General features: G+C 43.2%; 7 protein-coding genes. All 7 read right to left on the reverse strand.

The features are described from left to right. Positions 1 to 8: 8 nt before the first annotated feature. The 7 genes from feoB to ACKI5J_RS03715 all read right to left on the reverse strand — a co-directional run bounded on the left by feoB (position 9) and on the right by ACKI5J_RS03715 (position 13,262). Positions 9 to 2,111, reverse strand: coding sequence for a ferrous iron transport protein B (gene feoB, locus ACKI5J_RS03685; RefSeq protein WP_407426621.1), 2,103 nt, complete (start codon positions 2,109 to 2,111; stop codon positions 9 to 11). A gap of 12 nt (positions 2,112 to 2,123) precedes the next feature. Next, entirely contained in the window at positions 2,124 to 2,345 is a 222-nt protein-coding gene (locus ACKI5J_RS03690; RefSeq protein ID WP_407426623.1) for a ferrous iron transport protein A, read from the reverse strand. A gap of 186 nt (positions 2,346 to 2,531) precedes the next feature. Continuing rightward, complete coding sequence (locus ACKI5J_RS03695; protein ID WP_407426625.1) at positions 2,532 to 2,930, reverse strand: VanZ family protein; 399 nt, start codon at positions 2,928 to 2,930, stop codon at positions 2,532 to 2,534. Further along, positions 2,930 to 3,310: a glycine cleavage system protein GcvH gene (gene gcvH, locus ACKI5J_RS03700; protein ID WP_407426627.1), complete on the reverse strand. Its 381-nt coding sequence runs from the start codon at positions 3,308 to 3,310 to the stop codon at positions 2,930 to 2,932. Before gcvH ends, ACKI5J_RS03695 begins: the two co-directional genes overlap by 1 nt. 45 nt (positions 3,311 to 3,355) lie before the next feature. Beyond that, the gene (gene sprA / locus ACKI5J_RS03705) at positions 3,356 to 10,339 is read right to left on the reverse strand and encodes a cell surface protein SprA (protein ID WP_407426629.1); all 6,984 of its coding nucleotides are present in this window, start codon (positions 10,337 to 10,339) and stop codon (positions 3,356 to 3,358) included. Positions 10,340 to 10,384: 45 nt separating this feature from the next. Beyond that, the gene (gene ruvA, locus ACKI5J_RS03710; RefSeq protein ID WP_407426631.1) at positions 10,385 to 10,969 is read right to left on the reverse strand and encodes a Holliday junction branch migration protein RuvA; all 585 of its coding nucleotides are present in this window, start codon (positions 10,967 to 10,969) and stop codon (positions 10,385 to 10,387) included. A 13-nt stretch (positions 10,970 to 10,982) separates the two neighbouring features. After that, complete coding sequence (locus ACKI5J_RS03715; protein ID WP_407426633.1) at positions 10,983 to 13,262, reverse strand: NADP-dependent malic enzyme; 2,280 nt, start codon at positions 13,260 to 13,262, stop codon at positions 10,983 to 10,985. Between the last annotated feature and the right edge of the window lie 10 nt (positions 13,263 to 13,272).

A 13,272-nucleotide genomic window follows, 5' to 3' on the forward strand; every position in this document is an offset into this window, starting at 1 on the left:
TCCCCCTGTTATTTTAAGAGGTTAAAAACCACCCAACTGGAAACATAAGCCAGTACAGTCATATATGTGAACTGTATTAACGGCCATTTCCATGATTTTGTCTCCCGGTAAACAATAGCAATTGTACTTATACATTGCATAGCAAACGCATAAAAAATCATCAATGAAAAGGATGACGCGAGGGTAAACACTGGCAATCCAGTAGTAGCATTTTTTGCGTTTCGCATTTTATCTGTGACTGAAGATATATGTGCTTCGTCGTCACTAACACTGTAAATAGTAGCCATTGTGCCGACAAAGACCTCCCTTGCTGCGAATGAAGTAATTAGGGCTATACCAATTTTCCAGTCATAACCCAAAGGTATTATGGCTGGCTCAATGAATTTCCCTACCACCCCTGCATAAGACGATTCCAATAACTCGGAAGATTTATGCAGCTCCAAATCCTCGGGTGAATATTGGTTTATTACCTGAGGTGATTGATATTTCCTTTCCACCTCTGCTCGTTTTCCCGGCGGGCCATAATTAGACAAAGCCCACAGAACAATGGATATGGCGATAATGACTTTACCGGCTTCGAAAACAAATGTCTTTACTTTTTCAAACATAGTCAGCAGTACGTTGTCCCAACGAGGCATTCTATATACCGGCAATTCCATTATAAAATAACCTCTTTCTTTCGCCTTCAAGATGTATTTGAAAGCCAGAGCAGCGAGAATGGCGGCGAGAACGCTTATTAAGTACATCCCCATTAGCACGATACCTTGCATATTCAAAAAGCCCCCTATCATCTTATCCGGAACAACCAAGGATATTAAAACTGTATAGACAGGAAGCCTTGCTGAACAGCTTATGAGAGGAACGACCATAATCGTGATCATCCTATCTTTCCAACTTTCAATATTTCTGGCACTCATAATGGACGGAACAGCACATGCAAGACTACCTATCATGGGTACAACCGACTTCCCATTCAATCCTACCTTACGCATTACCTTATCCATCATAAAGGTTACCCTTGCCATATATCCGGTATCTTCAAGCACGGAGATAAAAGCAAATAAAATAGCTATCTGAGGAATAAATACAAGAACACCACTTAGCCCGGCTATGATGCCGTCGCTGAGCAAATCTGTGAGAACACCTGCCGGCAGATTTTCATGGACAATAGTAGTCAACCATACGAAAGCGCCTTCAATGAGCGACATTGGAACTTCAGACCATGCAAATATTGCTTGAAATATTACGAAAAGAAGTAAAAAGAAAATTAAGAAGCCCCATATCTTGTGAGTTAAGATCTGATCTATTTTGTTCGTAACTGACTTCTTGGTCTGCTTAGGACCTGCAATAACAGTCTCCGCTAAAACTTCATTAATGAAATTGTAACGAGCAATAGTCTCTGTAGCCTTGGACGTATCAGAATGAAATGAAAACTCCTTCTCCAGCTCTTCTATTCGTTCACTCTTGTCAGCTGGCAAGAAACGAAGATTCTCATGCTGATGAGCCATTTGAAGTGCTGCATATGGAGAGTCAACAAGCAATTCATCCTTGATTTTGCTTATCAAACCCGGCGCCAGATCAGATACATTTATAGTATCTTTCTGTAGTGGCTGTTTTGAGGTAAAAGCGATTGCTTGCTTTAGTTTATCTAAATTAGAACCCTGACGCGCGCTGATTGGGATAATCTGGACACCAAGCTTTTCTGAAAGAGCATCTACATTGATAACGATACCGGACTTCGACGCCAGGTCCATCATATTAAGCGCAATAACAACCGGAATTTTAAGATCGGCAACTTGTGTATACAGCAACAAATTACGTTTCAAATTGGTTGCATCAACTACAACCACGACGACATCAGGGAAAGAACTGCTTCCGCGATCAGCTAGGACCTCAAATACGATTGTTTCGTCTTTACTTTTAGGATAAAGGCTATAAGTTCCGGGCAAATCGATAATCTGTGCAACTCTTTTATCTGGAAGCTTACATACACCGGTCTTCTTATCTACAGTCACACCCGGAAAATTACCGACCTTTTGGTTCAGACCCGTCAGAACATTAAATAGTGTAGATTTACCTGTGTTTGGATTACCAACTAGAGCTACCTTCAATTCGCTTTTCACTTATATCTGATCCAATATTATTGTCGAAGCCTCTTGCATACGCAAGCTTAGCTGGTAGCCGGAAACAGTAATCGCCATCGGATCTCCGAGAGGAGCAAAGCGATCTACAAAAATCAATTCTCCGGGCAAACACCCCATTTCCATCAATTTCACGGACATTTCAAGGTCTGTGAACTCCTTAACTACACCTGATTGACCGGGTAATAACTGCGATAGCTTCATATCTGTTTAAAAGATGACCAAAAGTAGGGCTTATTTGAAATAAATCCAAATAACGCTTGTCACAGGTGTCACCTTTTATTGTAAAAAAACTATTTCGATTTGCTGAAAGTTGGGCAATTACAGCTTTTGGGAAAGACTCCGCAGGAGCTCAATAGTATAAATGACAGAACAATTATCAAAAGCAGATTAAAATGCCTTACCATATTTATCCCATCTTAGGCAGAAGTAACTAAATACTGCCATAGCTACCCCTAAGGCATCACAAAACAAGTCCCACCAATCACCTGACCGATAGGTGAAGACTTTCCATTGCAACAGTTCTATAAAAGCACCAAAGAACACCGAAAATAGAACGATTTTCAGCACAGTTATAAAACGTAGCGTATGCTCGGCGCGCTGTTTTAACTTTCCCCTGAGGATCAATGAAGTCAAAACAAAGAAAAGACCTGTATGGACCAGCTTATCAAAACCTTCAAAGAAAGCATTTTGATTGTCTGTAACGCTGTCCATGTGCATATTGCATAGGATCAATACCAGTACCAGCCACATAAAAGACAGATACTGATACTTAAGATTGTTAATCATTATAGACCAATCTGATCTTTGTATTCGTCAGCAGAAAGAAGACTCTCTATTTCAATAGTTGATTTAATCTCTATCTTAACCATCCAGCCATCGCCATAGGGGTCCTGATTCACAAGCTCCGGTGATGAATCAAGCTTTTCGTTAAGCTCCAATACGGTACCTGTTAAAGGCATAAACAGATCAGAGACCGTCTTAACGGCTTCAACAGTTCCAAATACTTCGTCTTTTGCGACTTCAGCACCAATAGTATTGATATCGATGTAAACAATATCACCTAATTCGCGCTGGGCAAATTCTGTGATGCCGACTACTGCCTCGTTACCGTCTACCCTGATCCACTCGTGATCCTTAGTGTACTTTAATTCTGAAGGGAAATTCATGTTGTTTTTTTTCCAAAAATAGTGAATGAAATTGCATTTCGATAATTACTGGACGGTAAACCTCATATTTATTCCGAAGTTGCTAAACGATGTATTAAAAGCTTGTGAGGTATAAGGTTTGGAAAGGCTTCCGTCATAAAATAGACGGATATTCAGTCTCTGATTTAAAAGGTAATCTATCGAAGGTCTTAAGGCAACGTTTTTGGCACCTGAATACACCTCTGCTCCTTCGATATCCGCCCTATAAATCACCGTTTTCCTGTCATTTACAGCAAAGTCCAGTTTGAAATTGACATCATTTTTAGTCTTTCTACTGCTCAGAAGCCCGAACGGAAATCGAAAATCGGCCGATCTGTAACCAAAGCCAAATATGATTCCATCATCCTGCTGTTGCGCCAGTTGGCTATTTACCAGGCTCAAACTTAGTCCCCTTGTCTTACGATACTCAAAGTTAGCCGACACATTATTCTTTAACCGGAAGTCCACACCGATAAGGGGTACAAACTGCTCAAACAGCATAACCTGCGAAAACTGGTAAATAGGTAAGTAGTTGCCTTGCCCATCTTTAACGCTAACGGATCCATTCTGTTCCTGATAACGAACAAGGGATGAAAATCCGTTGACATTATAGGTGGAACGATAGCTGTGATTTAAGTTAAACGATGCAAAACTGTTAAACAAGGCATATTTGGTTAAACCGTTATAGGAGACACGCCAGTTGGGTACAGGGATTTTTGGAAAGGTTCGTAAGCTTACGGATTCGGGCGATTTGCCGGTGTATGCAGCAAGGAAGGAGGCAACCACTACATCCTGTGAGTTCTTACCGTAACCCTCACTATAACCCTCTATGACCCCCTGTGAATTTGGATTTGCGGTTCCGAGCCTCTCCGACACTATGGACCGATTTCTTTCAAACTCACGGAATAGACCGGTATCTTCAATGGATGAAAATGCGGTTCGTATTGAAGCAAAAGAGATACTAAAATCTCCTGATGTAATTGGACTTTGACTCTCAAAATCACCAATTGCTGAGTTGAACCGGAAATTTGTCGAATAATTGAAGTTAGAGCTTTTCGTTGCAGTGAGTTCAATCCTTAAATCCTTTAGAGGTTCGATGGTCGCTCTTATACTTATGTCTTCCTTCTTACTTTTTACATACAACTGATTAAGCAGTGTATCTCTGGTGATCCAACCGCTAACAACCGCTTTTGACCGGATATCTTGTTGACTTCCCAACAAAAACCCCCAACCAGGAGCATTCTCATCGAGATCATATCCAAGAACATTCGTTCCTGGTGTATAGCCCGGTAGAAATGTCCCCTGGCTCAGCGTGTAAGCCCCTGTCATACTTTTGACGCCGGTAAGCAAGTCCTTTAGAAATGTCGAGAAAGATGCTCCGTGTTTGGCGGACCTTCTGAACGCGCTAAATTTATTATAAAACCTTGAAAAGTTCAAGCTAGGGTTTAGCTGAATAGTTCGCGAATTTTGAATACTGTTACCAAGGGAAATTTCAGGATCACGTAGCGTATTAGTGGATTCTGTAGTCCAATTGAAACTCGTGCCGTAGCGCAGTACTGCAGTAGTCCAATTCAGCGCGGGGATCTTATTTATGGGAAGATTGTACGTAAAATTCAGGTTATGGTCATAGTCTGTAGTCCGCCCAAGCCGTTTTAAATTTTCCCAGATGGTATCGCGGGCGATGCCGTTTATGCGACCCTGAGGTTCATCAATAATCGAGTAATTCGTGGCGTTAAAGTCCATCTGTAGGGATCTCGTTAGACTCCAGCTGATGCCGTATAGTCTGCTCATCCGAAAATTCTTATTAAACGTAGTAAGAGGAATAACGTTTGCGGGATCATTATTCCTTAAGCTGTTTTCAGAATACAGCCTGTCTACATCAATTCTGAAATTAAGAAGAGAGGGCAAAAGATTAAAGTTAATATCTCTTAATAAGGATAATTGATTCGACTTGATAATCTTCGCCAATGGCATCATTGACTGAGGTTTATTGGTATAATTGTAGGCTAAACTAGCACGATAGGTCTTCTGTATTGATTTCTCATTAATAAAGTCGCGATGATCGTATTCATTGTAAGCATACGATGCACTCCAGTTCTCAATATCCCACAATTTCAGTTTATCCGCCGGGTTCGTTTTGATCTTCCTTACGTTGTTAAAATTAATGCTACGGCGCCGGGTATAGTCATCAACAATACGATGTACGGAATCCCTTTGAACCTTTGAAAGCCCACTTAACGCTGTATTCAATTCAATGTCCTGAGAGCTTGGATCATACTGAGGTACGCTCACTTGAGACGACCAGTTCAGGAACACAGGTATTTGCATCCCAGCACGCCGGGGAAAAAACCTCCCCAGTTCCAGTGTCGATGCGAGATCAAAAAACCTATCGTCTGATCTGTTTCGTTCACTGGTACGTCTATCGATAGAACCGAAACCAACCGTGCTTTTGCTTCCTGAAACGGATACTTCAGCAAAATCGGCTAGTCTGGCATTCAACCGGGCCGTTGCTGCCCATCCACCCCTCTCATCGAATTCGGATAACCGGAGTTCATTAAACCAGACCTGGGCTGATTTATCTAATCCATCATCCTGCATGCTATTCCCTGAGCGTCTCAAGGGATTTTTCACGCCAAGCATGTATATCCTGACCTTACTAAGATCCGGTTGCCCTACAACTCTTATAGTTCGCAGCCCATCCGCATATTCGAACGGGACATTGGCCGGCCATGGAAGATCACCAAGCTTCGCTCTGTTGCGGGCAACTTTAGCGGCCTGCAATTTTTTAAATTCAAGATCGAGCTTATTACTTTCGGGCCAGATTGCGTAGGCATCATTCGTTCCAGGTGAGCTTATATCCAGGGGAATCTCATATTCATAATAATTATCTTGATTATCTGTTCCTATTCTGATAATGGCAGACAACTCCTTATCGCGAAGCTGCTCGCCCTCTGCATGAATGAACATCTCAAGCTTCCCATAAGACCTGAAGTCGGAATGTGCTGTTTTGAATGCCGCCCTTGCATAACCATCTCTGAGATCACTTACTTGAATAGATAGCGACTGTTCGTTTTGTTCGGCATCACCCCGGTAGCTACTCAAATCCCTTTCCCGTATTATACCAGGTGGCACAACGTAAGGAATGGGCGTGCGCTTCCCATTCTCTTCAATATTGATAGTACTAACCTCGATACTGGAATTGTCCATTCCTGGACTTGTGCCCAATGCAGGATCAGCCAACACCTTCACCGGATTGTTTTCCGAATTATACTTTCGCCATTCTCCTCTAACCAACTGTAATTTGGCTAATCTGATAACGGCCGAATCCTGGAAATCAGTTAGGAACACCCGCATAAACCGAATTGACTTAAAGTCCTCAATGCCACCAACCCGCTGCTGATACTGACTTATAGGAATTCTGAACTGATACCATGACACTTGTTGCGTACTTCCATTAGCGAGTTTAACAGTAGATGTCACCTTATCTGAAATAAAATTCTGTCCTACTATCATGTCTTCAGGCCTTATTGAAACTTTATACTGGTAGTATTCATCTGTCAGGGACATATTATTATCACGATTTATATCTTCACCATCCGGCAAAGAAGTGGAGGCCGCGTTACTTAAGCCGGTCTCAGCCAAGGATTGATCTGCCGTCCTTGAATTTCCTTCAGTATTATTATAACGCTCATAACGTCGCAGAATTCCTGCGTTGGCATTGTCAAAAGCTGCGTCTCTATAATACTGAAAGTTATCTGATGATGGATCCTGTGCAAGAGATCTAGCGACATCGGCCCCTAATCGCGGGATAATCTGATTAACAAAATCCGAAAAGTGACGACTCTCTGCATCATCCGCCAAACCATCCAAACCGACATCCTGTATCCTTCTCGCTTCCGAGCTATTTTCAAATGCCTGGTTTACTGGCTGACGTTTCGGAACCCTTCCCCATTTTGTCAGTTCCGTTTGATCTTCCGAACCACTTACCGGCAAACCATTCTCTAATGACTTTCTTCCGTCTTTAAGTATATCCTCCGAAATATTTCCAAGATTGACATACAGGTCTCCACCCTTCGAGTCTGGTTTGTAGATGAAAGGATCGAGCATCCACAACTCTACATATTCCACGTTTTGAGCCTCGAAGTCTGTAGACTCTAATTTCCTGAACAAGCCACCCCATCTGCTTCTTGGGCTTGTAAGTGCCCCGTCTGCATTTACATCCGTTGAATAGTTATAAGGGCCACGTATCATTGGGTAGAATGCAAGGTCGAGCGTTGGAAGCGCTAACGGAATACCCGTTACAGACTGCTTCAATGGAAAAACCTCTTGTTCAAATATCTGACGCACATAGTGATTGGATAATTCATCTGCACTATTAGGAAGCCCCGCCGATGCTAACGAACTACCTCTTCTATAAAACACCGGATCGATGTTATAAAATGCCAGTCGGGCTCTATTAAATCCGTATGACAGGTCGTTACTTAGTTCTGCTTCGGGAAATAACTTCGGAGTTCCGGATATCTGCCAACCAATTGCACTTTTAAGATCGATGACAGATCGTGTTCCTTCGAAATCATCCAAATAACTAACGCCTCTGCTACCGGCAAAATCCAGTGCTTTAGAATGCCCTGGAATAAGTTTCGCATACTCGCCTGAAACGGTTATAGTTGAAATCTCCCTGGTGTTAATAAACGGAAGCTTGTTAACCAAATGGGTGAGCCAACGCGACTCTGAAGAGTAAGTTGCATCGACTCCCCACATCCTGTTGGAGATAGGCTCCTCTCCAACATTAACCTTTGCTGACAAAGGTTTTTCTGACAAACTCATAAAGGTCCCACCAACCTGTAGCCTATCGCTTACGGTATAGTCTAATCTGGATCCAAATAGCGATCGCTGCTGAAATCCGAACAGTTCGTTGCTTTCAACTTTTATGCGAATAGGCTGGCCTGAATTTAGCATTGCTTCATTAAGAATCCGGACACGACCTACTGTATAATCAACCGTAAAATCAGTCCCCTCTACAAGAGGCAAGGTACCTGCGACTACCTGAACTGCGCCTTCCGGCACATTGGTTGCGTTTAACTGGAATTCGGAACTAACTTCGGACTGGTAAGTCCCCCTGATTATATACCGGTTGTATTTCTGGAAGAGTTGTTGAGCATTGGTTCGGGTTGAATCATAAAGAGCTTTAAACACATACTTATCTATCAAATTTTGCTCTGCAGGTAAGAACTTCGTCGCCAGGTCAGAACCAAAAGGCTCAAGCAATGGGAATGTTATTCGTCCGTACTGTGGATCAACGGTTATCCCTTCTATAAAATCGAATATCCCATCAGACCCGGTGTCGTTCGCTTGATTCAGTTGATCAACATGGGTAAGTTGGAGCCAAAGCTTTCCATTATTTTGTCCCTCCGCAATCTGAGGCCTTTCAACACCAGTATTCTCATCAAGACGGTAGATATTCAATTTAAAGTTTTCTTTACTAATCTGGTAGGCACCAAGTGAATAAATGTTTTTCATCATGAGGTCCCACGTTGGGAGGCTCGTTTTTAAGTTCTCATTCTTTAGCAACTTGGCCAATAAGGATCTCGGCTCATTAGGGTTTACAGGAACGTCTGATGCGAATTGACCAACTTGATACTCTACACCGTTCACCGTATATCGATAAGCTACTGCTAGCACCTCATCGCCATTGAGGGCAAAGTTCAGCGAAATATAGCCCAGGCGGGGATGTAACACATATTCTTGATCCGTTAGCTTACGCGCATAAGATAGCCTGGAGTAATTATCCGTTCCGCCACTACCTTGAAAAAATGCGTAAGCAGCGTTTGAATTACTGAGCACAGCATCTTGAGGTAATTTTTCTAATAAATTGTTGGATTGTTGGGGGAAACCAGCATCGCTTGTCCCTGCGGGATACCTTGAATAACCCTGGCCACCTTGAAAGAGCTCCGAGCGATACGGCATATTCTCCCCAAGATCCATCAGTGCCAGAACATCCCGTGAATCCGCAGAGCTATTTGTCCGGTTTGTTATCCACACCTCGACCTTCGTTACGTTGATGTTACTTCGGATGAGTGGTATCCGATCAAGTGCAGCGTTATATTCATTTCGAAAGAAGTGAGCCAAAAAATAGTGTCTGTTCGCTTCATAGTTGTCAGCGCTTAAGCGAAATTCGTTCTGCTGAGATCCGTTTGCGACAGTAATTTCTCGATGCTGAGATTTTTGCTGAGAAAAAACACTTGTTACGTTTAGCCGGCCGAACTGCATTTGCGTCTTTACTCCAAACAATGCCTGACTCCCCGTAATTAAGGTGGAGTTAAGCGGCAAACTCACATTACCTATTTCTATTCGCTGTAAGATATCATCGGGATTGCCTACCTTATCAATTTTGATCTGGTTCTCAAAATCGAATTGTGCCTCTGAGTTATAATTTGTTGCAATGCGCAGCCTGCTCCCGACCTGCCCAACAACATTCATTTGAATACGCTGATCGAGGTCAACACTAAACTGCTTCCTCTGACGCTCCGTCAAAAGTGGATTGCCATTTTTATTCACATTCCCGGCAATAGTCACATCTGCTGTACCCTGAGGCCTGATAGTGATCACCGAGCCACCAAAGATTCGTTCGAAAGCCCGGTTCTCGACAGTTAGTGCAGGAATCAATCGACTTGAAGTTCCCAGACTATCACCGGAAGACAAAGCAGCACGCCTTATATCTTTCGCGATCTCCTGATTTATATACCTCTGATACTCGTCGATCGTCAGGTAGCGAGGCGCCTTATACAATTGCTCGCCTATCTTTTCCTGAAGAATGTATCGACGTGTGAGGGGATCGAACTCTACGGTCTTTTTGACATTACCGGGATTAGGTAAAAAGATCTGCGGCGGCCTTTTAAAATCGGAAAATCGAGAGTCCGGGAAGCGGTAAGGTAACCGAATACTGTCTGAAGTCTGGCCGTTTGTGAGATAGGGAAAAGCAAATAACAGCAGAAATAGGCCACGCAGCATAATTAAAACAAAGGCCGGTTTCACACCATTAGTATTACTTTATTGTTACAAGCTTTTGAGCGAGAGCTTGATCAGCTGTTCAACTGAGAGACTATTGGTTTCCCGCTTCAGAACATTATCAACAGCCTTCTCCGCGACATTTTTCACGAATCCGAGCATAATCAATGCAGATATTGCCTCCTCTTTAACCGTGTTATATTTAGGCATCGAAGTGAGCGTATCGACTCCCTCCTTTTTAAGCTTATCTTGCAATTCCAGAATCATTCTCTGTGCGGACTTCGGCCCTATACCCTTAATCCTCTGAATCAAGGGCACATCCCCCTTCACAATCGCCTGCTGAATCTCATCTGGCGTTATAGATGATAGTATCATCCTGCCTGTGCCGGGGCCAATTCCGGATACGGATATCAGATGCAGAAACAATCGCTTTTCGCTTTCATCTATAAACCCGTATAGCGTATGAGCATCTTCTTTTATATGCTGCCAGACAAAAAGCTTACAATGCTCTCCAACTGGCAACTTAGAATATGTATTGATTGATATATTGATATGAAAACCAACGCCGCCAGCCTCAATAATTACATAGGTGGCGCATTTGAATACAAGTTTACCGTCAATATATGCGTACATGGTTACGAATTAATTAATTTGAAGCCTCTTCTTGCTTTTCCTGAACATCCACAACTGCAATGGTCACCATATTCACAATTTCCCTGACAGAACTGCCCATTTGCAATACGTGAACCGGCTTATTCAGACCTAGCAAGATAGGACCAACCGCCTCGGCCTCTCCCAGCTCCTGCAATAATTTATATGCAATATTGCCAGACTCAAGATTTGGAAAGACCAATGTATTAGCAGGAGAATCCACCAGCTTACTGAAAGGAAAATTCTCTCTTAACATGGCGTTATTCACCGCAAAATTACCTTGCATCTCCCCATCTACCGTTACTTCCGGATGATTTTCATGTAGAATACGAACAGCTTCTCGTGTCTTGCCAGGAATCTCTCCTTCATTCGATCCGAAGTTTGAATACGATAGTACAGCCAATCGGGGATTTACATTAAACTTGCGAACCGACTTATCAAGAAGAAGTGAAATGCTGACCAGCTCTTCAGCAGTAGGATCCTTATTTACCGTTGTGTCTCCGAAAAAGATGGGCCCCTTTTTAGTCAGCATCATATACATACCAGCTACCCTGTTTATCTTAGGGTCAGCACCGATGACCTGCAAAGCTGGTTTCAGCGTCGAACCGTAATCCTTCGTCAATCCAGAGATCAGGGCATCAGCCTCACCAAACTCAACCATGCATGCTCCGAAATAGTTACGGTCGCGCATAAGCTTCCGTGCCTGGAACAGGCTAACTCCCCTTCGCTGCCTCTTTGAATAAAGGTATTTAGCATATTCGTCGATACGCGTATCATCTTCGAGCGGATCGATAATCGACACGCCATTCAGATCCAGGTCATGTTCCTTAATGGTCTTGAGAATAGCGTCGCGGTTACCTAATAATATTGGTGTCGCAATACCTTCTTCCTTTACTATCTGGGCAGCCTTCAAGATCCTGTAATGATCTGCTTCAGCGAAAACTACGCGCTTTGGATCAGACTTGGCTCTGCTGCTAAGCGCTCTTAATATGGCATCTTCACCGCCCAGCCTTCTGCTTAACTCCTCTTTGTAAGCATCCCAGTCTGTGATAACAGCTCGTGCAACCCCCGATTCAATGGCTGCCTGAGCAACCGCAGATGATACCGCTGTTATCAGGCGAGGGTCGGTTGGCTTAGGGATGATATAATCTTTCCCAAACCGAATATTATGAAGGTTATAAGCAAGCATGACAGCCTCAGGAACTTGCTTTTTTGCCATATCTGCGATTGCTTTCACGGCAGCGATCTTCATCTCCTCGTTGATCGTGGTCGCTCTCACATCCATAGCCCCTCTGAAAATATAAGGAAACCCAAGAACATTATTGACTTGATTAGGATAGTCAGACCTTCCTGTCGCCATAATAATATCCTTTCTCGTTTCAGTAGCCAGTTCATAGGATATTTCTGGATTAGGATTTGCCATTGCAAATACAATCGGCTTATCAGCCATCGTAAGTAGTGCCTCAGCAGACAAGGAATCTGCGGCAGACAGACCGATGAACACATCTGAGTCCACCATCGCCTCTTCAAGCGTTCGGATATCCCTATCTGTAGCGAACTCGGCCTTTAAAGGATCCAGCTTTTCGCGGTCGGAACGAATAACGCCCGAGCGATCTACCATCACAATATTTTCCTTTTTGGCGCCCAGGCTGACATAAAGTCGCGAACAAGATATTGCCGCTGCGCCGGCACCGTTTACTACAATCCGGATTGTTTCCAGATTCTTATTTTGTAACTCACAGGCGTTTAACAATGCCGCCGCCGAGATGATCGCCGTTCCATGCTGATCATCATGCATTACAGGAATGTTCATCTCCTCCTTAAGCCTGCGCTCAATTTCGAAGCATTCCGGAGCCTTAATATCTTCGAGATTTATCCCGCCGAACGTAGGTTCCAAAGCCTTAACAATATTGACAAACTGGTCAATATCCGTAGTGTTTAACTCAAGATCAAATACATCTATATCGGCAAAGATTTTAAAAAGTAGCCCTTTACCTTCCATAACAGGCTTTCCGGCTTCGGGGCCTATATTACCAAGGCCTAATACCGCAGTTCCGTTGCTTATCACAGCAACCAGGTTACCCTTAGCTGTATACTTATAAACATCCTCGGTATTTTCCGCGATTTTCAAACATGGTTCGGCAACACCTGGAGAGTATGCTAATGTTAAATCACGTTGGGAATTTGTTGGTTTCGTTGGTACAACCTGGATCTTACCGGGTCTGCCTTGCGAATGATAATCTAATGCGTCCTTCTGTTTATTTAATTTATCCATTTGGCCCCTT

This window comes from Arcticibacter sp., from assembly GCF_045629565.1.
Classification (GTDB): Bacteria; Bacteroidota; Bacteroidia; order Sphingobacteriales; family Sphingobacteriaceae; genus Arcticibacter.

What these genes read in the sequence shown, in the direction of transcription:
- ACKI5J_RS03690 (WP_407426623.1), bottom strand. Translation starts at nt 2,345, where the DNA reads ATGAAGCTATCGCAGTTATTACCCGGTCAATCAGGTGTAGTTAAGGAG.
- ACKI5J_RS03695 (WP_407426625.1), bottom strand. Translation starts at nt 2,930, where the DNA reads ATGATTAACAATCTTAAGTATCAGTATCTGTCTTTTATGTGGCTGGTA.
- gcvH (WP_407426627.1), bottom strand. Translation starts at nt 3,310, where the DNA reads ATGAATTTCCCTTCAGAATTAAAGTACACTAAGGATCACGAGTGGATC.
- sprA (WP_407426629.1), bottom strand. Translation starts at nt 10,339, where the DNA reads ATGCTGCGTGGCCTATTTCTGCTGTTATTTGCTTTTCCCTATCTCACA.
- ruvA (WP_407426631.1), bottom strand. Translation starts at nt 10,969, where the DNA reads ATGTACGCATATATTGACGGTAAACTTGTATTCAAATGCGCCACCTAT.
- ACKI5J_RS03715 (WP_407426633.1), bottom strand. Translation starts at nt 13,262, where the DNA reads ATGGATAAATTAAATAAACAGAAGGACGCATTAGATTATCATTCGCAA.